General features: G+C 41.8%; 19 protein-coding genes. 18 read left to right on the top strand and 1 reads right to left on the bottom strand.

Annotated elements, in window-relative coordinates; translation table 11 throughout:
* The first annotated feature begins 1 nt into the window (after nt 1).
* The 18 genes from frr (at nt 2) to I588_RS14190 (ending at nt 22595) form a co-directional block, all read left to right on the top strand.
* Nucleotides 2–559, top strand: a complete 558-nt coding sequence (frr, locus tag I588_RS14275) for a ribosome recycling factor (protein ID WP_010759459.1) — start codon at nt 2–4, stop codon at nt 557–559.
* A gap of 279 nt (nt 560–838) precedes the next feature.
* The gene (gene uppS / locus I588_RS14270) at nt 839–1639 is read left to right on the top strand and encodes an undecaprenyl pyrophosphate synthase (protein WP_010759458.1); all 801 of its coding nucleotides are present in this window, start codon (nt 839–841) and stop codon (nt 1637–1639) included.
* Nucleotides 1636–2430 carry a phosphatidate cytidylyltransferase gene (locus I588_RS14265; RefSeq protein WP_010759457.1) on the top strand — a complete coding sequence of 265 codons (795 nt, stop codon included), beginning with the start codon at nt 1636–1638 and terminating at the stop codon, nt 2428–2430. The genes uppS and I588_RS14265 overlap by 4 nt, the downstream gene beginning before the upstream one ends.
* Before the next feature lie 78 nt (nt 2431–2508).
* Nucleotides 2509–3777: an RIP metalloprotease RseP gene (rseP, locus tag I588_RS14260; protein ID WP_010759456.1), complete on the top strand. Its 1269-nt coding sequence runs from the start codon at nt 2509–2511 to the stop codon at nt 3775–3777.
* 158 nt (nt 3778–3935) lie between these two features.
* Nucleotides 3936–8273, top strand: a complete 4338-nt coding sequence (locus I588_RS14255) for a PolC-type DNA polymerase III (protein ID WP_010759455.1) — start codon at nt 3936–3938, stop codon at nt 8271–8273.
* Between the two features lie 176 nt (nt 8274–8449).
* Nucleotides 8450–8923 carry a ribosome maturation factor RimP gene (gene rimP, locus I588_RS14250; RefSeq protein ID WP_010759454.1) on the top strand — a complete coding sequence of 158 codons (474 nt, stop codon included), beginning with the start codon at nt 8450–8452 and terminating at the stop codon, nt 8921–8923.
* An 11-nt stretch (nt 8924–8934) separates the two neighbouring features.
* The gene (nusA, locus tag I588_RS14245) at nt 8935–10182 is read left to right on the top strand and encodes a transcription termination factor NusA (RefSeq protein WP_010759453.1); all 1248 of its coding nucleotides are present in this window, start codon (nt 8935–8937) and stop codon (nt 10180–10182) included.
* An 18-nt stretch (nt 10183–10200) separates the two neighbouring features.
* Nucleotides 10201–10497, top strand: a complete 297-nt coding sequence (gene rnpM / locus I588_RS14240) for an RNase P modulator RnpM (protein WP_010759452.1) — start codon at nt 10201–10203, stop codon at nt 10495–10497.
* Nucleotides 10490–10792: a YlxQ-related RNA-binding protein gene (locus tag I588_RS14235; protein WP_010759451.1), complete on the top strand. Its 303-nt coding sequence runs from the start codon at nt 10490–10492 to the stop codon at nt 10790–10792. The genes rnpM and I588_RS14235 overlap by 8 nt, the downstream gene beginning before the upstream one ends.
* A 12-nt stretch (nt 10793–10804) precedes the next feature.
* Nucleotides 10805–13552, top strand: a complete 2748-nt coding sequence (gene infB, locus I588_RS14230; protein WP_016250064.1) for a translation initiation factor IF-2 — start codon at nt 10805–10807, stop codon at nt 13550–13552.
* 17 nt (nt 13553–13569) lie between these two features.
* Nucleotides 13570–13917, top strand: coding sequence for a 30S ribosome-binding factor RbfA (gene rbfA, locus I588_RS14225; RefSeq protein ID WP_010759448.1), 348 nt, complete (start codon nt 13570–13572; stop codon nt 13915–13917).
* A gap of 108 nt (nt 13918–14025) precedes the next feature.
* Nucleotides 14026–14322, top strand: coding sequence for a hypothetical protein (locus I588_RS14220; protein ID WP_010759447.1), 297 nt, complete (start codon nt 14026–14028; stop codon nt 14320–14322).
* Nucleotides 14319–16388: a cation:proton antiporter gene (locus I588_RS14215; RefSeq protein WP_010759446.1), complete on the top strand. Its 2070-nt coding sequence runs from the start codon at nt 14319–14321 to the stop codon at nt 16386–16388. Before I588_RS14220 ends, I588_RS14215 begins: the two co-directional genes overlap by 4 nt.
* A gap of 123 nt (nt 16389–16511) precedes the next feature.
* Nucleotides 16512–17432, top strand: a complete 921-nt coding sequence (truB, locus tag I588_RS14210) for a tRNA pseudouridine(55) synthase TruB (protein WP_010759445.1) — start codon at nt 16512–16514, stop codon at nt 17430–17432.
* Nucleotides 17433–17474: 42 nt separating this feature from the next.
* Nucleotides 17475–18410 carry a riboflavin biosynthesis protein RibF gene (gene ribF, locus I588_RS14205; RefSeq protein ID WP_010759444.1) on the top strand — a complete coding sequence of 312 codons (936 nt, stop codon included), beginning with the start codon at nt 17475–17477 and terminating at the stop codon, nt 18408–18410.
* A 220-nt stretch (nt 18411–18630) separates the two neighbouring features.
* A complete protein-coding gene (locus I588_RS14200; RefSeq protein WP_010759443.1) occupies nt 18631–19014 on the top strand; it encodes a hypothetical protein in 384 nt (127 codons plus the stop codon).
* A gap of 62 nt (nt 19015–19076) precedes the next feature.
* Nucleotides 19077–19826, top strand: coding sequence for a DUF2922 domain-containing protein (locus I588_RS26465; protein ID WP_010759442.1), 750 nt, complete (start codon nt 19077–19079; stop codon nt 19824–19826).
* Nucleotides 19827–20345: 519 nt separating this feature from the next.
* Nucleotides 20346–22595 (top strand): ATP-binding cassette domain-containing protein, encoded by a 2250-nt coding sequence (locus I588_RS14190; protein WP_034694571.1) that lies wholly within the window; start codon nt 20346–20348, stop codon nt 22593–22595.
* An 81-nt stretch (nt 22596–22676) separates the two neighbouring features.
* Here the strand turns inward: I588_RS14190 and I588_RS14185 are convergent, their stop codons facing one another.
* Nucleotides 22677–23156, bottom strand: coding sequence for a PTS sugar transporter subunit IIB (locus I588_RS14185; RefSeq protein ID WP_010759440.1), 480 nt, complete (start codon nt 23154–23156; stop codon nt 22677–22679).
* Nucleotides 23157–23161 lie beyond the last annotated feature (5 nt).

Raw genomic sequence — 23161 nt, 5'->3', positions numbered from 1 at the left:
CATGGCAGATGCAGTAATGAACGAAGCAAAACAAAAAATGAAAAAAGCAGAAGAATCTTTGCAACGTCAACTAGGACAAATTCGTGCTGGTCGTGCGAATGCTAGCTTGTTGGATCGTATCACTGTGAATTATTACGGTGCACCGACACCTGTAAATCAATTGGCATCAATTTCTGTGCCAGAAGCACGTGTCTTGATGATTACACCATTTGACAAAAGCACGATTGAAGACGTTGAAAAAGCTATTTTAGCTAGTGATATCGGCTTAAATCCTGCGAACGACGGCAACGTTATTCGTTTAGTGATCCCTCAATTGACCGAGGAACGCCGCAAGGAATTGGCTAAAGAAGTGAAAAAAGAAGCTGAAAATGCGAAGGTTGCGGTCCGTAACGTACGTCGTGATGCGATGGATGATTACAAAAAGCAACAGAAAAACGGTGATATCACAGAAGACGATTTGCGCAACATGGAAAAAGACATCCAAAAATTAACGGATGACAGTGTCAAAGAAATCGACAGAATCGTTAGTGAAAAAGAAAAAGAACTATTAGAAGTTTAATTAGAAGTTTAGGCAACTGTTCAGCACCCTGGACAGTTGCTTTTTTATTGGAATAAACTTCATTTGTTGCAGTAAAGCACACACGTTAGTGATAAATAATTTATCGATTCTCTTGATGCAAATGTTTGAAAAAAACTAAATACCTGCGGTTATACGTATGCAAGCCTTAGGTTTATTGCTATAATGGCAAATGAGTTGCCAGTCCGGCTGTTTGTGTAAGCTAAAACAGTGATCGGATGGTATTTGTCTTGAATAAAAATGAATTGAGGAGGAAAATTAATGGTATTACGTTTTTTTCCACAAAAAGAGAAGTATACACCAGAGGAAAGTGAACTGACATTTAATCCAGAAGGTGCGATTCCTAAACATGTGGCTATTATTATGGACGGAAATGGACGTTGGGCACAAAACAGACGTCTTCCTCGTGTGGCAGGGCACAAAGAGGGGATGGAAACAGTTAAGCGCATTACTAAGTATGCGAATAAATTAGGGATAAAAGTGCTGACCCTCTATGCTTTTTCGACGGAAAATTGGAAACGTCCTGAAGATGAAGTGAAATTTTTGATGCAATTACCAGTGGATTTTTTTGATACATTTGTTCCAGAATTGATTGCCGAAAATGTCCAAGTGAAGGTGATGGGGTATGAGGAATATCTTCCTGCTCATACACAGGATGCGGTTAAACGAGCGATTGATCAAACAGCTTCCAATGATGGTTTAGTGTTAAATTTTGCTTTAAACTACGGCAGTCGAGCTGAAATTGTCAGCGCAGTTCAAGCGATTGCGAAAGAAGTTGAACAGGATCAATTGAAACCTGAAGAGATTAATGAAGAAACGATTGCTAGTCATTTAATGACCGGATTTTTGCCTGAGGATCTGCGGGATCCTGAATTGGTGATTCGCACCAGCGGCGAGGAGCGCATCAGTAATTTTCTATTGTGGCAATTGGCGTATAGTGAGTTATTCTTCACCAAAGCCTTGTGGCCTGATTTCGACGGGGCTCATTTAGAGACTGCGATCGCTTCATTTCAAAACCGCAATCGTCGTTTTGGCGGGTTAAACAAGGAGGATACTAAATGAGACAACGAGTAATAACGGCTGTAGTAGCCTTAGCAATTTTTTTGCCAATTTTGTATGTGGGAGGAATTGCAATCGAACTGGCAGCAGCAGCTTTAGCTGGTGTAGGAGTATATGAACTATTCCGTATGAAGGGTTTAGCAATTTTAAGCTTTGAAGGGGTGCTTTCTATTTTAGGGGCGGTATTTTTAGTACTGCCGGCAGAGCGTTGGTTTCCCTTTTTAAATGATACATCTGGAAATTTCTTATTATTTTATTTAACAGTAATGATTATTTTAGGATTTTCAGTCGTATCTAAAAATACCTATACCATTGACGAAGCTGGTTTTCCGGTGATTGCCAGCTTGTATGCAGGAGTAGGATTCCAAAATTTAGTGATTGCTCGTTCAGAAGGCTTAGCAATGATTATCTTTGCGTTCTTTATTGTTTGGGCAACTGATATTGGAGCTTATATGGTTGGACGCAAATTTGGACAACGGAAGCTTTGGCCGGAGATTTCTCCTAACAAAACGATCGAGGGTGCTTTAGGCGGTATCGCCAGTGCTTTAGCTGTAGCAGTCATTTTTCTGATTTTGCAGCCGAACTTAACACAACATAATTTAGCAACTATGCTAGTGTTTACCATTGTCTTTTCCGTAGTTGGTCAATTTGGCGACCTAGTGGAATCGGCGATTAAACGACATTTTGATGTAAAGGATTCTGGCAATATTTTACCTGGACATGGCGGTATTTTGGATCGCTTTGACAGTATGCTTTTTGTCTTTCCTATGATGCATTTGTTAGGTGTTTTTTAAAAAGCTCGCTTTTGGAGCTTTTTTTTTATGATTTTATGATACACTAACTCTAATAAAAAGCTAAAGGCAGGTAAGCTTATGCGTACAGTAATTACATTTTTAATTGTTTTTGGAGTATTAGTTATCGTTCACGAATTTGGCCATTTTTTCTTTGCCAAACGTGCCGGTATTTTAGTTAGAGAATTTGCGATCGGAATGGGACCTAAAATTTATGCGCACATGGGCAAAGATGGTACCACTTATACCTTGCGCTTGTTGCCAATCGGCGGGTATGTGCGGATGGCTGGCTTGGAAGATGAAGAAACGGAATTGAGTCCTGGGATGCCGATGTCTTTAGAACTGGATGCGCAGGGTCAGGTTCAGCGAATCAATGTAAGCAAAAAGGTTCAGCTGCCTAATAGTATTCCTTTAGAGTTGATTGCGGCTGATTTAGTGGACGACTTAACCATTAAGGGCTATGAGAATGGTGATGAGAGCCAGGAAGTTGAGTATACTGTTAATCACAATGCAACAGTTATTGAAGAAAATGGCACCGAGGTTCGGATTGCACCAAGAGATGTGCAATTCCAGTCAGCAAAAGTTGGCGCACGTATTTTAACCAACTTTGCGGGTCCCATGAATAATTTCATTTTGACAGTTATTTTGTTTATTGCCTTGGCTTTCATGACTGGCGGTGTGCCAGTTTATAATACGAATCAGATAGGTCCGGTTGAAGCAGGCAGTCCGGCAGCTGAAGCTGGTTTAAAGGAAAATGACCGTATTGTTCAAATCAACGACAAGAAGGTTTCTTCTTGGGAGGATTTGACGACTGAAATTCAGAAGAATCCTGGTAAAGAAGTAACGGTAATTGCTAGTGAAAATGGGCAAGAGAAGACTCTTTCTTTAACGCCGGAAACTTCAAAAGTCAATGGTGAAAAAATCGGGAAAATCGGTATTAGTGCTTATATGAAGACTGGGTTTATGGACAAGATAATTGGCGGAGTGACTCAAAGCTGGAATGTAGTGACTCAAATCTTTAAAGCTTTGGGTTCATTATTCACTGGTTTCAGCCTTAATAAATTAGGTGGTCCAGTAATGATGTATCAGTTGTCTTCTCAGGCAGCTAGCCAAGGTGTTCGAACAGTGATTTCCTTAATGGCCTTTTTGTCAGTCAATTTGGGGATTGTCAATCTGTTGCCAATTCCAGCTTTTGACGGCGGAAAGATTTTGTTAAACATTATTGAAGCATTACGTGGGAAACCAATGGATCCAGAAAAAGAGGGCATGATTACAATGGCTGGTTTTGTCTTTATTATGGTACTAATGATTCTAGTTACTTGGAATGACATTTCTCGTTTCTTCTTTTAGATCATCGAGGAGCTCGCTGCGGCGGGTTCTTTTTTTGATTGGATTAGCACGTAGATTATTAAGTTTAAGCTTGTGGCTTGATGGGATAATTTTAATGCAAAGCACTAAAAAAACAGTTATACTAAATAGTACTTGAAAAAAGTGAAGGAGATGTTCTTTTGTCTCAAAATCGGGAATTATTCGAAAATTTATTGCGTCAAATTGAGCTGAGCGATGAGGACCAGCAGCATCCGCTAATTCAAGCAGGAGAAATTAGAGAAGTCGTGGTCCATGAAAAATCACGAGTGTGGGAATTTTTTATTCAAACACCGCAAATTTTGCCAGCGAAGCTATACTATGCCTTTCACCAGAAATTGGTATTGGCCTTTCAGTCAATTGCCCAAGTCAAATTACATATCGAAGCAGCCGACTCCCAATTCGATGAAGAATTGCTGCAGCATTACTGGCGTTTGGCATTGAGTGAACAGGATTGCGACACGCCGTTAGTGAAACAAGTTTTAAGTAAGCCGCTGCCGGTTGTACAAGACAAACGGATTGTGCTTTTGATTGATAATCAAACGGTTATTCCTTTCTTGAAGCAGCAGTATTTGCCATTAATTGAAGAAAATCTGGTTTCTTATGGTTTTCCTAAACTGCGGATTGATCCTGAGGTAGACGAGGTACAGCAGGAACGGGTCTTGAAGCTGTTTGAAGAACGCAAGCAGGAACAAGATGCGGCTTTCCAAGAGAAAGCAGCCGAGACAATGGCGCAGCATGAAGCCAAGAAGAAGGAAAAATCTGAAGCAGCCTTTGACGGGCCGATTCAAATGGGGCGCAACATTCCAGCGGATGAAGCGATCATGCCTATGGGGAATATCATCGAAGAAGAGCGACGAGTAACTATCGAAGGCTTTATTTTTGATAAAGAGGTTCGTGAATTGCGTTCAAAACGTAAAATCTTGATTTTAAAAATGACGGATTACACCTCTTCCTTTGTCGTGAAGAAATTTTCTAATGGCGAAAAAGATGAAAAGATTTTTGATGCAATTAGCGAAAAAAGCTGGATTCGGGTGCGGGGAAGTGTACAAGAAGATACCTTCATGCGGGATTTAGTTATGAACGCCCAAGATATTCAAGAAGTGAAGCACCCTGACCGTAAGGATTATGGAAAAGAAAAAAGAGTGGAACTGCATTTGCACTCCAACATGAGTACCATGGATGCTACTAATCATATTGGTGATCTTGTGGCACAGGCGGGCAAGTGGGGACATAAAGCAATTGCCATTACGGATCATGCTGGTGCTCAGGCCTTTCCCGATGCCCATGCGGCAGGGAAAAAGGCTGGTGTTAAGATTCTCTATGGAGTTGAAGCCAACGTTGTTGATGACGGCGTATCAATCGCCTACAATGACCAGCATATTGCTTTAACGGATGCTACTTATGTTGTATTTGACGTGGAAACCACTGGATTATCGGCTGTTTACGATACGATTATCGAATTGGCAGCTGTTAAAATGCACAAAGGAAACGTGATTGATACCTTTGAAGAATTTATTGATCCTGGGCATCCTTTGTCCGAAACAACAATTAATTTAACCGGGATTACTGATGAAATGGTTCGCGGATCTAAATCAGAAAAAGAAGTGCTGCAGCTGTTTGAGCAATTCAGTGAAGGCACAATTTTGGTGGCCCACAACGCGGCGTTCGATATCGGCTTTTTGAATACGAGCTATGTTCGTCACGGTATTTCAGAAACACCTAATCCGGTAATTGATACGTTGGAGTTGGCCCGTTACCTATATCCAGAATTCAAACGTTTTGGTTTAGGTGTGTTAACGAAAAAATTCGGCGTCAATTTGGAACAGCATCACCGAGCGGTTTACGATGCGGAGGCCACCGGTCATTTAGGTTGGATATTTGTCAAGGAAGCCATGGAAAAACACGGAATGCTTTACCACGATCAATTGAATGATCATGTTGGCGAAGGCGATTCTTATAAACGAGCACGTCCATTCCATGCGACTCTGCTGGCTAAAAATCAGGACGGGTTAAAAGATCTGTTTAAACTGATTTCTATGTCGAATGTTGATTATTATGAGCGAGTGCCGCGGATTCCCCGTTCTCAGTTGAAAAAACTGCGGGAAAATATTTTGGTGGGTTCGGCCTGTGCGCAGGGTGAAATTTTTGAAGCCATGATGCAAAAAGGGGTCGAGGAAGCGAAGAATCGAGCTGCTTTTTACGATTATATCGAAGTGATGCCAAAAGCTGTCTATGCCCCATTGCTGGAACAGGAATTGGTAAAAAATGAGTCTGATTTAGAGGATATTATTCGCAATCTAGTTCAAATTGGTAAGGAACTTGAAAAGCCGGTAGTTGCTACTGGGGATGTGCATTACTTAAATAAAGAGGATGCTATTTACCGCAAGATTTTGATTAGCTCTATGGGTGGGGCCAATCCATTGAATCGTCACAGCTTGCCGGATGTTCATTTCCGGACAACTGATGAAATGCTGCAAGCTTTTGCTTTTCTAGGTGAAGAGCTGGCACAGGAAATCGTAGTTACAAATACGAACTTGATAGCCGACACCTGCGAAGAAATTGTTCCCGTTAAGGATGAGCTTTACACGCCTAAGATTCCGGGTTCAGAAGAAGAAATTAAGCAATTGAGTTACAACCGGGCAAAAGAGCTTTACGGCGACCCATTGCCAGAGGTGATTGAAAAACGGTTGAAGAAGGAACTAGATTCGATCATCGGCAACGGCTTCTCGGTAATCTATCTGATCTCGCAAAAGCTGGTGCATAAGAGTAATCAGGATGGTTATTTAGTAGGGTCACGGGGATCAGTTGGTTCTAGTTTTGTGGCTACTATGACTGGGATTACTGAGGTTAATCCATTGCCGCCGCATTATTATTGTCCAGAGTGTCAATATTCGGAGTTTTTTGAAGATGGTTCGTATGGTTCAGGCTTTGATATGCCTGAGAAAGCCTGCCCTAAATGTGGTGCACGTTTGCATAAGGATGGTCATGATATCCCATTCGAAACTTTCCTAGGCTTCCACGGGGATAAAGTTCCCGATATCGATTTGAACTTCTCAGGGGATTACCAAGCAGAAGCTCATAACTATACTAAAGTATTGTTTGGTGAAGATTATGTATTTAGAGCGGGAACGATCGGTACAGTTGCTGATAAAACAGCATATGGCTTTGTGAAGGGCTACGAACGGGATCACAACCTGCATTTTCGCGGAGCGGAAATCGATCGGTTAGCTAAAGGAGCTACCGGGGTTAAACGAACGACTGGTCAGCACCCAGGCGGGATTATTGTTATTCCAGATTATATGGATGTTTATGACTTCACACCGATTCAATATCCAGCGGATGATCAAAATTCAGAATGGAAAACCACCCACTTTGACTTCCACTCGATTCATGATAATGTCTTGAAGCTGGATATACTTGGACACGATGATCCGACGGTGATTCGGATGCTGCAGGAGTTGTCAGGAATTGATCCTAAAACCATTCCAACCGATGATCCTGAAGTAATGAAGATTTTTGCTGGTCCGCAAGTTTTAGGAGTAGAGCCAGATCAGATTTATTCTAAAACCGGTACTTTAGGGATTCCAGAGTTTGGTACTCGTTTTGTGCGAGGCATGCTGGAGGAGACGCATCCTTCAACCTTTGCTGAGCTGCTGCAGATTTCAGGACTGTCCCACGGTACCGACGTTTGGCTAGGTAATGCCGAGGAATTAATTCGTCGCGGAGATGCAACATTAGCCAACGTTATCGGCTGTCGGGATGACATCATGGTTTATCTGATGCATGCTGGCTTAGATAGCGGAATGGCCTTCAAAATCATGGAAACCGTACGTAAAGGACAATGGAATAAAATCCCTGATGAGCTGCGGGAAACTTATTTGACAGCCATGCGGGAAAACAACGTGCCGGAATGGTACATTGATTCTTGTTCAAAAATTAAGTACATGTTTCCGAAAGCCCATGCCGCAGCTTATGTACTGATGGCGTTGCGGGTAGCGTACTTTAAAGTGTATTATCCAATTCTTTATTATTGTGCTTATTTTTCTGTTCGGGCGGACGACTTCGATTTGGTTGCCATGGCTAAAGGCAAAGATGCAGTAAAAGCTTCAATGAAGGCTATTACTGATAAAGGCATGGATGCAAGCACAAAAGAGAAAAATCAGCTGACCGTTTTGGAATTGTGTAATGAAATGCTGGAACGAGGCTTTAACTTTGGCATGATTGATTTGTACAAATCTGATGCTACTGACTTTGTTATTGATGGTGATACATTGATTGCACCATTTAGAGCAGTACCAGGTTTAGGAATGAACGTGGCTAAGCAAATTTGTGAAGCACGCAAGGATGGGATTTTCTTATCCAAGGAAGATCTAGCTAGTCGCGGGAAGGTTTCTAAAACCTTGATTGAGTACATGGATGCGCAAGGTGTACTAAAGGATTTACCAGATGAAAATCAACTTTCATTATTCGATATGTAAAGAAATCGATAAATACCATAGGAAAACTGAAAGCAATCTCTTCTTATGAAAATGGGTTGGTTGAATTTTCATTGCAACTGTGGTATTATTACAATGTAATCAGACACTGAAGGTGAGTGAGCGGAATTTTCGCTCACTCTTTTTAATGGATTGAAAGCAAGAAGGAGGCTGACAGCTTGAGCAGCGTAGTCGAAACCATCACTGATTTAGTGATGCCGATTTTAGAGGAACAACACTTTGAATTGGTAGAGGTTGAATTTGTTAAAGAAGGAAAAAATTGGTTTTTGAGAGTGTTCATTGACAAAGAAGGTGGCATTGACATTGAAGAATGTGCATTTGTCAGCGAAAAATTGAGTGAAAAACTGGATCAAGCAGATCCCGATCCAATCCCTCAAGCGTATTTTCTTGAAGTATCCTCTCCAGGAGCAGAACGTCCATTGAAAAAAGAGGAAGACTACCAGAATGCACTAGGACAGTACATTCATGTCTCTCTTTACCAAAACGTGGATGGCCAGAAGCAATATGATGGTTACTTGAAGGAATTAGACAAGGAACAACTAACATTGACAGTCAAAATCAAGACGCGCACCAAAGACATCACTTTTGACAGAAGCAATATTGCAAAAGCACGTCTTGCAATCGAGTTTTAGGAGGAAGAAAAATGAGTAAAGAAATGCTGAATGCATTGAATACTTTAGAAGCAGAGAAGGGCATTTCTAAAGAAATCGTCATTGATGCCTTAGAAGCAGCTTTGGTTTCTGCATACAAACGTCATTACGGACAGTCACAAAACGTGGAAGTTCAATTTGATGAGAAAAAAGGCGACATTCATGTATATGCAGTAAAAGAAGTCACTGAGGAAGTAATGGATTCACAATTGGAAGTTTCTTTAAAGGAAGCAATGACCATTAATCCAGCTTACGAAATCGGTGATATGATCCGCTTTGAAGTTACACCAAAGGATTTCGGCCGTATAGCTGCTCAAACTGCTAAGCAAGTAATCCTGCAGCGTGTCCGTGAGGCGGAACGCAACATTATTTACAATGAATACAGTGCCTATGAAAAAGACATTATGCAAGGGGTTGTTGAACGTCAAGACAACCGCTACATCTATGTAAACTTAGGAAAAATCGAAGCTGTTCTTTCTAAACAAGATCAAATGCCTAATGAATTCTATCAACCTCATGATCGCATTAAAGTGTATGTTTCTCGAGTAGAAAATACGTCAAAGGGCCCACAGGTTTTTGTAAGTCGCAGTCATCCAGACTTGCTGCGCCGACTATTTGAACAAGAGGTTCCAGAAGTATACGACGGAATTGTTGAAATTGTCAGCATTGCCAGAGAAGCCGGCGACCGTGCGAAAGTTGCGGTTCGTTCCAATGATCCTAACATTGATCCAGTAGGAACGTGTGTAGGTCCTAAAGGGCAACGGGTTCAAGCAATCGTTAATGAATTAAAGGGTGAAAACATGGATATTGTTGAGTGGAATGAAGATCCAGCAGTATTTATTGCTAACTCTTTAAATCCGGCTCAGGTTGAGGATGTAATTTTTGATACTGAAAATCCTAAGGTGTGTACCGTTGTGGTACCTGATTACCAATTGTCATTAGCAATCGGCAAACGAGGACAGAACGCACGTCTAGCAGCGAAGTTAACGAGTCACAAGATTGATATCAAATCAGAATCAGACATGGAAGAATTCTATGCGAATTATGACGATGGCGATTTTGATGAAAGTCCAGAAGCTCTTCAAAGCGTGTTCCCTGAAGGATTTGCAGAAAGATTGGAAAATCCAGAGGGGTATGCAGAAGAACACACTGAAGAACAGACAGAAGAACCAACTGAAATTACTCCTGATATGACAGAAGACGACATTGAAAATGTTGCTTTTGATCAGGAAGAAGAGTAGTCACGTAGGAGGTTTTTTATGAAAAAGAGAAAAGTTCCTTTACGTAAATCCGTCGTATCTGGCGAAATGAAACCGAAAAAAGAGTTGATTCGGATTGCAAAATCAAAAGAAGGCGAAGTTTCCATTGATCCTACTGGGAAGAAACCTGGCAGAGGCGCGTATGTTGCTATCGAGCCGGAGGAAGTGGAACAAGCTTGGAAGAAGAAAGTGTTGGATCGAGTTCTAGAAATTGAGCTTTCCGATGACTTTTACCAAGAGCTTTTAGATTATGTAACCCATCAAAAAGCCAGAAGAGAGCTCTTCGGCAATGAATAGACAAAAGGCCTTAAACTTATTGGGCCTGGCAATGCGTGCAGGCAAACTGATCACTGGGGAAGAACTGACCATTAACGAAATTCGCAGACAAAAAGCTGCGTTGGTTTTAGTTGCTTCTGACGCCAGTGAAAATACGAAAAAAAAAGTAACAGATAAAAGCAATTTTTATCAAACGACCTGTCTGATTGAATTCACAGAAAGTGAGTTAGCAGCCGCTATTGGCAAACCTCGTAAAGTAATTGGGGTGATGGACCAAGGCTTTGCTAAAAAGATGGTGTCGTTAATACAAGGTTAGGAAGGTGATTGCATGGGAAAAAAACGAGTATATGAATTTGCCAAAGAAATCAATCGATCAAGTAAGGATGTTGTAGACAAGGCTAACACATTAGGAATTAATGTTGTTAACCACATGGGAGCTCTCTCAAGTGATGACGAGTCAAAATTGAAGCAGGCTTTTACTGGAAATGCACAACAACCAAAACCAGCAAATACTCAAGCAAAACCGTCAGCTAACCAGCACGAAAAACCTAAATTTAAGAGCTCTAAAAATAACCCAAATTTCCAAAATAGAAAAGGAAATCAAGACAGCGTGAGAAATTCAAACAATAACCAACAAAATCGTCCGAATCGGGACAATCGTCAAGGACAAAATAATCAAAGCCAAGGCGGCCAACGCCCAGCTGGCAACCAAGGTCAACGACCAAACAACCAAGGCCAAGGCGGTCAACGTCCGGCTGGTAACCAAGGTCAACGACCAAACAACCAAGGTCAAGGTGGACAACGTCCAGCTGGCAACCAAGGTCAACGACCAAACAACCAAAGCCAAGGCGGTCAACGTCCAGCCGGCAACCAAGGTCAACGACCAAACAACCAAAGCCAAGGCGGTCAACGTCCAGCTAGCAACCAAGGCCAACGACCAAGTAATCAAGTTCAAGGTGGCCAACGTCCAGCCGGCAACCAAGGTCAACGACCAAACAACCAAGGCCAAGGTGGCCAACGTCCAGCTAGCAACCAAGGCCAACGACCAAGTAATCAAGTTCAAGGTGGACAACGTCCAGCTAGCCAAGGTCAATCAAACAACCAAAGCCAGGGCGCTCAACGTTCAAATACACAAGGCGGCGGTACTAACCAAAATCGTAACCGCAATAATAGTTACGGAAACAATAGCTATGGTAACCAAAACCGTAACAATTATGGCGGCAACCGCAACAAGAATAAATTTAATAAAAAGGGTAAAAAAGGCAAACAGCAGCAAAGCCAAAAACCTGCAGTGCCACCACGTAAATTCCGTGAATTGCCAGAAGTATTGGAATACACTGAAGGCATGAACGTAGCGGATATCGCTAAAAAAATCTATCGTGAGCCTGCTGAGATTATTAAAAAATTATTCTTGATGGGTGTAATGGTTAACCAAAACCAACCATTAGATAAGGAAACAATCGAATTATTAGCAACCGATTATGGTATTGAACCACAAGAAAAAGTTCAAGTGGATATTGCTGATATTGACCGCTTCTTTGAAACGGAAGAAGTAGACGAAGAAAATCTAGTGCCACGCCCACCAGTTGTTACGATCATGGGGCACGTCGATCATGGTAAAACAACCTTATTGGATACCTTGCGTCATTCACGGGTAACTAGTGGTGAAGCCGGCGGGATTACTCAGCATATTGGTGCTTACCAAATTGATATCAACGGCAAACCAATTACGTTCTTAGATACCCCTGGACACGCGGCCTTCACCAGCATGCGTGCTCGAGGAGCAAGTATCACAGATATCACTATTTTGGTTGTTGCAGCTGATGATGGGGTTATGCCTCAAACAGTTGAAGCTATCAACCACGCCAAGGCAGCGAAAGTGCCGATTATTGTAGCAGTGAACAAAATTGATAAGCCAGGGGCAAACCCTGAACGTGTCATGCAGGAATTAAGTGAATATGAATTAGTTTCAGAAGCATGGGGCGGCGATACCATCTTTGTTGAAATTTCCGCGAAGTTCAATCAAAATATTGAAGAATTGCTGGAAATGATTCTATTAGTAGCAGAAGTGGAAGATTTGAAGGCTGACCCTACTCAAAATGCAATCGGTACAGTTATCGAAGCGCGTTTGGATAAAGGAAAAGGTCCTGTAGCTACGCTGTTAGTTCAACAAGGTACTTTAAACGTTGGTGATCCAATTGTTGTAGGGGATACCTATGGTCGTGTTCGCGTGATGACCAATGATATTGGTCGTCGTGATAAAACTGCTGGACCAGCTACACCAGTCGAAATTACTGGATTGAATGATGTTCCTCAAGCCGGAGACCGCTTTGCTGTCTTTGCAGATGAGAAAACAGCACGAGCAGCCGGTGAAGAACGGGCAAAACGTGCCTTGCTGGAACACCGCAGTTCAAACGCGCGGGTAACCTTAGACAACTTATTTGAATCACTAAAAGAAGGCGAATTGAAGGACGTTAACGTAATCATCAAAGCTGACGTTCAAGGTTCCGCTGAAGCATTAGCAGCGTCATTGAAGAAAATCGATGTTGAAGGAGTACGAGTAAATATCGTCCATTCAGCAGTAGGTGCCATCAATGAAAGTGACGTAACACTAGCTGCGGCAAGTAATGCGATCATTATCGGCTTTAACGTAAGACCGACTCCGCAAGCGAAACAACAAGCGGATGGCGAAGAAGTTGATATTCGTTTACACCGAATTATTTATCAAGCAATTGATGAAATTGAAACAGCGATGAAGGGTATGCTTGATCCAGAGTATGAAGAAAAGATTACTGGTCAAATGACTGTTCGTGAAACATACAAGGTTTCTAAAGTCGGAACCATTGCCGGCTGCTATGTGAACGAAGGAAGCATTTCTCGCGATAGCGGTGTGCGGGTTATTCGGGATAGTATCGTCATTTTCGAAGGCAAGCTTGCCAGCCTGAAACGCTTCAAGGATGATGTTAAAGAAGTGAAGATGGGCTACGAATGTGGTGCCATGGTTGAAAACTTCAATGATCTTAAGGTGGATGATGTAATTGAAGCCTTCATTATGCAAGAAATTAAGAAAGCCTAACAAAGGAGGCAGTTTTTATGCCTAACTATCGAGATCGTCGAGTTGCTCAAGAGATTTTGAAGGAAGTTAATGATATCTTGCGCAAACGTGTCCGGGACCCACGTGTTCAAAACGTGAATATTACGGATGTACGTGTGACAGGAGATTTGCAGCAGGCGACTATTTTTTACAGTCTGTTGTCAGATAAGGCTTCTGATAAACAAAAAGCTCAGGATGGATTGGACAAGGCAAAGGGCTTGATTCGTCGAGAACTTGGTCAAGCACTATCTATTTACAAAACACCTGAATTATTGTTTGAGTTAGATGAGTCTGTTGAGTATGGCTCAAAAATTGATCAAATGATTCGCGATCTAAATAAAGAGTAAAGAAAAGATCTGAGTGAAAATCCTTCACTCAGATTTTTTTGCAAAATTTGCCAATTCCTGTTAAAGTGTAAAGGGTTTTAAGCAATAGAGCTCAAGGAGGCTGTGGAGATGAGTACAGAATTTGATGAACGTATGCGTCAGCTGCATGACAAATACCTCAATTGTTCTCCAGAAGAAAGAAAATTAATTAAACAACATATGAAGAAGAATAATGTGCTATTGTATCGTAAAACAGAACGAATGAAGCATGATTTGTTAAGGCTGGAAGCCAAGCGGGCCCAGCTGTCTTTGGATGAGGATTCAAAGGAATTGAGTGAACTGGAAAAACGGATTATTGACAAGAAAACAGAATTTCTTAAAATTTTAGCTAAAGTAAGAGAAAAGCAAGCTAGAGGTACTAAATGATCCTGATTGAGATCGTTATCTTTCTTGCTTTAACTATCACTTTGTCCAATGTGCTGGCCAAGGTGTTTCCGTCTATTCCGATGTTTATGATCCAAATTGTACTAGGGATTTTGCTGGGGCTGACTGAAATTGGCCGCTCTATCAATTTTGAGCCCGAGGTTTTTTTGGTAATGATTATTGCACCGCTGCTTTTTCGGGAAGGAGAAACAGCGGATATTCCGGCTATTTTAAAGCACAGCGGAACGATCTTGTTCCTAGCCTTTGGAGGCGTAATCTTGACTTTAACCGGCGTAGGCTTTGCCTTGCATTGGTTACTGCCGACAGTTCCGCTGGCAGCCTGTCTGGCTTTTGGTGCGGCATTAGGACCAACTGATGCGGTGGCAGTCAACTCGTTGGCAAAGCGTTTGAAAATGCCAGATTCGGTGATGCATATTTTAGAGGGTGAAGGTCTTTTAAATGATGCCTCGGGCGTTACGGCCTTTCAGTTCGCGGTAGCAGCCTTAATGACGGGGCAGTTTTCCGCAGCGGACGCTTCTTTGACATTGCTCTTATCTACTTTAGGAGGAGTGTTAGCAGGAATCGTTGTTGTCTACATTAAACGGCAATCGATTCAGCTGATTGAGCGAATTTCTGCTCGAGACATCACCGGGTATTTGCTAATTGAGTTAACCTTGCCCTTTTTAGCTTATTTGGCTGCAGAACTGTTTCATTCATCCGGGATCATTGCTGCGGTAGTTTGTGGAGTGCTGGAGTCCCGTCGATTTAGTAAAATAAGTCTATTCGATGCGGAACTATCCAATGTCACCGAGACAAGTTGGCAGACGATCAGCTTTACCTTGAATGCCTTAGTTTTTCTATTCTTGGGAATTGAGCTGTCGCAAGTTTTTTCCCCGATTTGGAATAGTGAAACCTACTCCAACGTGCATTTGTTCTTTATTGTTGGGGTGATTACCGCCCTGCTCTTTTTGATTCGTTTTCTATTTATTACCTTGTTCTATTCCTTTACGCGAGGATTTAGAAAAACCCATCATTATTTGCATGAGCGGCTGCTTTTGACGGTTGGTGGCGTTAAAGGAACTGTCAGTATCGCAACGATCTTTATCTTACCGGCTACGATTGGCGGTATTGATTTTCCGGAACGTTCCTTGCTATTATTTATTACTGCTTGTGTGACCTTTTTAAGCTTAGTTATGGGCATGATTTTACTGCCCATTTTATCTGATGGTGAAGTAACGCCGGTTTCTAATCCGCGTCAGTCGGGAATTTATCGAGAGGTAATTGCCTGTTTAGAGGAGGATATTGAGAATCCTGAACTGAGTGAGCAGGAGGTTTTTGCCATTCAGGCGGTGATTACTAATTATCAGGATCACATACAGGAGCTTTTTACTGAAACGATGTCAGAAAGCAGTCAGCAGGAATTTCAAGAAGTACAGGCTTTGATGCTTTCGATTGAGCGGGATGGCTTAGATGAGAGCTATCGGCGGCGGAAAATCAATACTGAGTCCTATCGTTTGTATTCGATGTTTATTTCGCGTTTTCAAAATTCGATTCCCCATCAGGTGCTTTCCTTCTTAGGCTTTTGGCTGATTGTGGTACAGCGAATTATTCGGGTGATTCTGCATCCAAAGCTGTTTTTGCAGCGTCGCAGAGCACGAGGCCAACGAAGTGTGATTGACCGACGAGATGTTTCGGCAGTTCGAGAAGTTTTTTTACAGAACAGTCAGGCGATTTTAAACAGCTTGGAAAATTTGCGAGATGTTTACGATGAGGAATTAATTGATTTCTTCGTAGAGGAACGCAAAAATTTAATGGATCAGGTCAATAAAAAGGGCCTTTTTGGTACAATTTTGATTCAGCAGGACCCTTTGTATACAAAGGAATTGCTGCGGGGCTATTATTTGGAACGAAAAATTATTGACGAGCATGAGGTTAGCGGGGATATTTCCACTTTTGAAGCCAATAGTTACCGTCATCGGGTTAATTTGTTGGAGTCTTATGCAATGCGTCAGCCGGCAGATCCGCCGTTTCGTTTTATTCTTCGTAAGAAAAAAGCCAAAAAATCTTAGTTTACCCTCGTTTATTTGTTAAAAATGAACGAGGATTTTTTTGTAGAATTTTTTCTTTATCTTTTCTGTATTTAGCTATGGTATAATGGCAACGTTGAAATTTAAGGAAAATGGAGCGATATAATGGACGGTATCTTGCCTTTGTGGAAAGAACGGGGAATGACAAGTCACGATTGTGTCTTTAAACTACGGAAAATTTTAAAAATGAAAAAAATCGGTCACGGTGGGACCCTTGATCCTGACGTGGACGGTGTTTTACCGATTTGTGTAGGGAAAGGGACTAAGGTAATTGAATATTTGCAGGACAGCGGTAAAATTTATGCTGGTGAGATTATGTTAGGCTATTCTACTACAACAGAAGATGCCAGCGGGGAAGTAATTGACCGAAAACCAGTGGAAATGCCTTTGTCAGCTGAAGAAATCGATGCTGCTATGAAGACTTTTGAAGGGACGATCACGCAAATTCCCCCCATGTATTCAGCTGTAAAAGTTAACGGCAAACGATTGTATGAGTATGCCCGAGCAGGTGAAGAAGTGGAAAGACCTCAGCGTCAGGCAGAAATTCATGCCTTCAAACGAGTGAGTGAGCCGATTTTTGATGAAGCTGCTGGAACGCAAACGTGGCGGTTTGAAGTTTCTTGCGGAAAAGGAACGTACGTTCGTACCCTGGCGGTTGATCTAGGTGATGCTTTAGGTTATCCAGCTCATATGTCTGATTTAACCCGCTTAGCCAGTGGCGGCTTCACAGCTGGTCAGGCAGCTACCTTGGCTCAGGTTCAGCAGTTGATGGAGGAAGAGCGAATGAGTGATATTTTACAGCCAATTGAGACAGCTGTAAGGGATTTTCCACGAATTGATTTATCAGATGAGTTATGGCAAAAGGTAAAAAACGGACAGCTTTTGCCGGCAAATGTACTAGGATTAGCAACAATTCCAGCGCAGTTGATTGCTCTCTTTTACCAAGGAAAATTAGTTAGTTTGTATGCCGAACACCCACAGCGTGCTGGCTGGCTGAAACCAAGTAAGGTGATTCGTAACGAATAGAATTCGTTGCTTTAGATTGAATTAAGAACGAAGGAGAAAATGATGGAAATAATTAAATTGCGCCATCCGTATCAGCCAGCGGAAATTCCGGCTGATGATGTGGTACTGGTTTTGGGTTTCTTCGACGGTGTGCATCGCGGACATCAGGAAGTGATCGAAACTGGGCGAAAAATTGCAAAAGAAAAAAATTTGAAGCTGGCAGTAATGACCTTTAATCAGCATCCAGCGGTAGTATTTCAAAAAGTCGACCGCAATCCGGTAAATTATTTGTCTAATTTAACCCAAAAGGAAGAATTAATGGCAAAATTACAGGTGGATATTTTGTATGAGGTAGCTTTTACTTCCGCTTTTGCGGCTCAGCCTCCGCAAGACTTTGTTGACCAATATATCGTGGGACTGCATGCCAAGGTAGCGGTATCTGGCTTTGATTATACCTATGGCAAGGGTGCAGAAGCAGATGTTGCTCACCTGCCTGAATATGCCAAGGGGCGTTTTGAAGTGGTTACTGTCCCTAAACAGGTGGATCATGATGAAAAAATCAGCTCTTCTCGGATTCGCAATTTATTGACTGAAGGGAATTTAGAGGAAGCCAACCGTTTATTAGGTTACGTTTATGAAACTAGCGGAACAGTTATTCATGGTGATGCACGCGGGCGTGAACTGGGCTACCCAACTGCCAATATTCAATCGGACGAGCAAATGGTTTTGCCGAAGGTTGGCGTGTATGTCAACGAAATTTTGGTAGGCGGTCATTGGTATCCAGCGATGGGGTCGATCGGCCATAATGACACCTTTGGCCCTCATCGTAAGAAGACAGTGGAGCTGAATATTTTGGATTTCAATCAAGACATTTATGGAGAAGAAGTCAGGGTACGCTGGCTGCATTTTATTCGAGGGCAAGTGAAGTTTAATTCCGCCGAAGAGCTGATTGCTCAGCTGGATCAGGATGAAGCGGCAACTAGAAACTATTTTGCATAGAAGATAAGATCATCAGGCCAAATTGGTCAGATGGTCTTATTTGTTTTTATTTTGCGCGGAGAAAATAGTAAAAAATATTCTTTATAGAAAGGCTTATAAGCTGCGGTTTTTGGTTAATATAAGAAAAAATATAAATTTTACCTATTGACAAATTAATTGAAATATTTTAGCCTAAAAACGTCGACAGAAAAAAATATTTGAAAAGAGGAGGGTCGCAAATATGACCTCAAATACACTGAATTATCATCAGCTGTTTCAATTACAGCGCACGACGCTAGAAAAACGCATAAGCAATTATTACGATGAAACGCGAGATTCCAAGACCACAATCAGCTATTTGATAGCGCTTCAGATTAGAGATGAACTAAGCAGTGCTGATTTCAGCTACATGTTGGGCGGATTGGTTCGCCACATTTTCTTGGAAACGAAATCAACTCGTGCATTACGTCGCTATTATTATCTGTTTAAAGAGTATTTTGCTTCTGATGAGTGGAAGCTCTTAACCTCTCGCTTGTTTGCCTTCACGATGTTTGTAGCAGAAAAGATCGAAAAGCTGGGAAGTCAACTAGCTAAGCTTCGGCCAAAAGCTTTTTCAGTACCTTGAAGACTATAGTAAAACCGTAACCAATTAATCATAGATATCTACCAAAAGAAAGGAATGAAAGAATGTTAAGTTTATCCGCAACCTTTGAAAACAGTGAAGGCGGTTTACACCGTTTTAGCATGAAAGATCCTGACCGAAATAAATCCGCAGAAGAAATTCGAGCTGGATTAGAAAAATTAGTAAGCTTGAATTTATTTGAAAAAGGCGAAGTAGGGCTATTTAAAAAACTAGTCAGTGCTAAATTCGTCGAAACCATCGAAACACCCATCTTTGACCTACGCAAAGAGGACCTTGCGACAGCTGCACCAGAAGTAGATAGGTCATCTGAATCTATCCAAGTGCAAACAGCGCCTGTCCAAGCGTCTCCAGTTGAACATGCTCTTTTACAGAATGCTTTCCAGCATCCTGCTCAAGTGAGTCAACTGGCACCAGTAAAACCAACAAACCCTTTGTTAGCAACACAAGAAGCACAACAATTAGAAATTATCGTGCCACAAGATTTCGATTCTTCAGCCTTATCTGAAGAGGAATTAATTGCTTTTCTGACGGCACAATTGCCAGCAGGAGCGACTTTAGAGAGCTTTCAAACCGCCGATATTGTGTTTACGATGGAGGGCTCAGAGGAGAACATATCAAAATCAGCATTGACAGAGACGATCAATGAAGAACCCAAGTCTACAGTGCCTGAAAACTCTATGGAGGGTGTATCTAAGCCTAAAGCGAAATTCAATTTGCTAGCTGGTCTTTCTTTAGACAAGCGCCGAAGTAAGAAGGCGCTGAAGCGATTGGCTAAGTACTGGAAAAAAGAATAGCTGATTGGAAAATTGAGAACTGAAGTTTAAGAGAATACGATCGGTCTCTTAGGCTGAAAAGCAGGAAGGTCTAACTCAATTTTTAGTTCGCCGCAAACTTTTTCTAGAGTTGGCAGCTTTTAAGAAAATAAAGTTGAAAGCGTTCTAACATTAGGCGGACAAGGAATGCTAACAAATGATGGTTTATTTGCTCTTTGACAATTTAATTAGAAAAAGGATCTTTACAGCTGATAATCGGTTTTTATAATAGCTCCGAAGTTGACAATTGTTTGAAAAACATTGACTTGGATCAGATGGAAATAGTTGGGAAGGTGCATAAAGACAATCGTTAAAGGGTTTTACATTTGTTGCTTTTCTTGTTGGAAAAAGTCCAGCCAGTCAAATTTTACATTGGTGATGATCAGTCTTGTGATGGAGAAAGCTGAAAATAATGGTTTTTACTGTAATCATTTTTTGATGGACTGCCTTGACTCTCCCCTTACGTCAGACTTTAGACTAAGGAGGAAAGGGAGGATGTTCATGAAACCATTAATTCTAAAAGAGGTCTCACATAATAATTTGAAGGATGTCAGCCTAGACATTAACAAAAATCAGCTGGTAGTTTTTACCGGTGTATCCGGTTCGGGAAAATCCAGTTTAGTCTTTGATACAATTGCTGCAGAGGCTCAGCGCCAAATGAATGCTAATTATCCGGCATTCGTTCGCAATCGCATGCCTAAATATCGCAAGCCTAAGGTCTCGCGAATTGAGAATTTGAATCCGGCAATTGTCATTGATCAAACACCTTTAGGGGGCAACCAGCGTTCAACCGTTGGGACTATCACGGAAATCTATTCGTTGCTGCGGCTGCTGTTTTCGCGAGTCGGCAAGCCGCAAGTTCCGTCTGCCGGACACTTTTCCTTCAATAATCCGCAGGGGATGTGCCTAACTTGTTCTGGTTTAGGATTTGTCAATCAGATCAATTTTGACAAATTAATTGATCCGACGAAGGCTTGGATTGAAGGAGCTGTGCTGGATACCAAGTATGCGATCAACAGCTGGTATTGGAAGCAATATAACAAAGCAGATTTTTTTGACAGTGTTGTTCCTTTGCAGGATTTGCCGGAAAAACAGTGGAACCAGCTGATGTATGGACATCCTGATGGGAAATCGGAGCCGTTAAATCCTAAATTAGAAGGGATTAAGCGGAATTACGAGCGGATTTTACTAAAACGGGATCTGTCGGCTTACGGGAAGCACTATGAAAAGAAACAACAGGATCTTTTGCAGCAGGGCTTGTGTCCTGATTGTCAGGGGAAGCGATTAAACCCGGTTTCGTTATCCGTTACGATTAACAATCGCTCAATTGCCGATTGCGTTCAGATGGACATGCATCAGCTGTCGAAGTATTTGAAAGGACTGAATTATCCAGCAGTTTCTGATGTGATTGACGAGCTGCGGCGACAGGTTCAGCGCTTGATTGATATCGGCTTGGATTACCTGCATTTGGATCGCCAGACACCAACGCTTTCTGGTGGCGAGGCGCAGCGAGTGAAGCTGGTGAAACATATGGGCAGTGCTTTGAATGGGATGTTTTATATTTTTGATGAGCCGAGTACTGGGATGCATGCTAGAGATGTTTCAAGGATTAATCAGCTGCTGCAGGATTTGCGGGATAAAGAAAATACGGTTTTTGTGGTGGAGCATGATCCAGACGTGATTGCGGTGGCTGATGAGATTATTGACATTGGTCCGCTGGCTGGAAAAAATGGAGGAGAAATAACCTTCAGAGGAAGCTACCAGGGCTTGTTGGACTCTGACAGCTTAACCGGAAAAGAGATTTTGCAGACTTTACCATTGAACACTCAGCCGCGACCTTGGCAGGAAAAATTGACGATTAAGCAGGCAAATCTGCACAATTTGAAAAATGTCACAGTGGCTATTCCCAAACATATTTTGACGGTGGTTACTGGAGTGGCCGGTTCGGGAAAGTCAACGTTAATCACCAAGGTGCTGCCTCAGCAGTTTCCCGAAGAACTGTCAATTATTGATCAGTCTCCGATTAATGCAACCCCAAGAGCAACTCCGGCAACCTTCATGGGAATCTACGATGAAATTCGTCGGCTATTTGCCAGAGAAAACCAAGTGGATATTGGAATGTTCAGTTTCAATTCTAAAGGGGCCTGTCCTAACTGTCAGGGCAAAGGAGAAACGACTGTAGAGCTGGTTTTTATGGATCCAGTGGTCAATGAATGCGAAATGTGCCAAGGAAAGCGATTTTCGGCTGAAGCAGCCAGCTATTCCTATCATGGAAAGACAATTTTAGATGTGCTGGAAATGACACCCAATGAAGCGCAAAGCTTTTTCCAAGAGTTAGGCAGCAAACGGATGCGGGAAAAATTGCAAGCGTTAGTTGATGTGGGGTTAATTTACTTGCCGATTGGTCGGGCATTAACTACCTTATCTGGTGGTGAACGACAGCGGCTGAAGCTAGCCAAGGCAATTAATCAGAAGGAATCAATTTTTGTATTGGATGAGCCTACAACAGGTCTGCATCTGTCGGATATCCGCAAGCTGAATGCATTGTTCCAACAGATTGTCGAAAAAGGAAACACACTGATTATTATTGAACACCACAGTGAGATTATAAAGCAGGCGGATTGGATCATTGATATTGGTCCAGACGGTGGTGTGAAGGGTGGTCAGGTGGTTTTTTGCGGAACACCCGAGAATTTATTAACTAGCGGCACAATTACTGGTGAATATTTGCAAAAAAGCATGAAGAACTAAGATAAACCTCCTGTAGTTTGCAGGAGGTTTTATAGTCTCTAAAAGTGATTGGTTATTATTAAGTTGATCATTAGAACCTGCTTAGCTGTCCTGAATGAGCGTTTGAAAAGAGATATCCTTATCTTCAGGAATACTTTTAATGAAAATGTTTGACCCTCTTTCAGAAATAGTCCGTAAGGTTTCGATTTCTTGCTTAGAAAGAGAAATGTTTCGGTAAAATTTTTTCCTGCTTTCGTGGGCGCCAACGCCTCCTAAATTTATTTCAGGAATTTCAACTCCTGAATTGATCAATTTCAAAACAGTCTCAGGATACTTGAATAAAAGCATAAAGCTGTCATTTGTTTTGTTGGAGTGAATGAACTCTATCGCTTCTGAAATTGTTTTGATAAAAATGTTAATCTTAGGAGGTATAGATAAGGTAATGACCTGCTTCAAAAAAGCGTTATTTGGAACTTCATCATCAATAATCAGTACATTTTTTGCCCGTGAGTATTGTATCCAACGTGTAACCACTTGGCCATGGATTAAACGATCATCAATTCTTGCTAAAACAATTTTCATAGATA

It is taken from the genome of Enterococcus pallens ATCC BAA-351, from assembly GCF_000407485.1.
GTDB lineage: Bacteria > Bacillota > Bacilli > Lactobacillales > Enterococcaceae > Enterococcus_A > Enterococcus_A pallens.
Note: the sequence above shows the minus strand (reverse complement) of the source record. Positions and strands in the feature narration are given on the sequence as shown.

Excerpts from the sequence above, each read along its gene's own strand:
- I588_RS14265 (WP_010759457.1), top strand. The coding sequence starts at position 1,636 with ATGAGACAACGAGTAATAACGGCTGTAGTAGCCTTAGCAATTTTTTTG.
- frr (WP_010759459.1), top strand. The coding sequence starts at position 2 with ATGGCAGATGCAGTAATGAACGAAGCAAAACAAAAAATGAAAAAAGCA.
- I588_RS14200 (WP_010759443.1), top strand. The coding sequence starts at position 18,631 with ATGACCTCAAATACACTGAATTATCATCAGCTGTTTCAATTACAGCGC.
- truB (WP_010759445.1), top strand. The coding sequence starts at position 16,512 with ATGGACGGTATCTTGCCTTTGTGGAAAGAACGGGGAATGACAAGTCAC.
- nusA (WP_010759453.1), top strand. The coding sequence starts at position 8,935 with ATGAGTAAAGAAATGCTGAATGCATTGAATACTTTAGAAGCAGAGAAG.
- I588_RS14235 (WP_010759451.1), top strand. The coding sequence starts at position 10,490 with ATGAATAGACAAAAGGCCTTAAACTTATTGGGCCTGGCAATGCGTGCA.
- rbfA (WP_010759448.1), top strand. The coding sequence starts at position 13,570 with ATGCCTAACTATCGAGATCGTCGAGTTGCTCAAGAGATTTTGAAGGAA.
- I588_RS26465 (WP_010759442.1), top strand. The coding sequence starts at position 19,077 with ATGTTAAGTTTATCCGCAACCTTTGAAAACAGTGAAGGCGGTTTACAC.
- ribF (WP_010759444.1), top strand. The coding sequence starts at position 17,475 with ATGGAAATAATTAAATTGCGCCATCCGTATCAGCCAGCGGAAATTCCG.
- rseP (WP_010759456.1), top strand. The coding sequence starts at position 2,509 with ATGCGTACAGTAATTACATTTTTAATTGTTTTTGGAGTATTAGTTATC.
- infB (WP_016250064.1), top strand. The coding sequence starts at position 10,805 with ATGGGAAAAAAACGAGTATATGAATTTGCCAAAGAAATCAATCGATCA.
- I588_RS14190 (WP_034694571.1), top strand. The coding sequence starts at position 20,346 with ATGAAACCATTAATTCTAAAAGAGGTCTCACATAATAATTTGAAGGAT.
- I588_RS14220 (WP_010759447.1), top strand. The coding sequence starts at position 14,026 with ATGAGTACAGAATTTGATGAACGTATGCGTCAGCTGCATGACAAATAC.
- I588_RS14185 (WP_010759440.1), bottom strand. The coding sequence starts at position 23,156 with ATGAAAATTGTTTTAGCAAGAATTGATGATCGTTTAATCCATGGCCAA.
- uppS (WP_010759458.1), top strand. The coding sequence starts at position 839 with ATGGTATTACGTTTTTTTCCACAAAAAGAGAAGTATACACCAGAGGAA.
- rnpM (WP_010759452.1), top strand. The coding sequence starts at position 10,201 with ATGAAAAAGAGAAAAGTTCCTTTACGTAAATCCGTCGTATCTGGCGAA.
- I588_RS14215 (WP_010759446.1), top strand. The coding sequence starts at position 14,319 with ATGATCCTGATTGAGATCGTTATCTTTCTTGCTTTAACTATCACTTTG.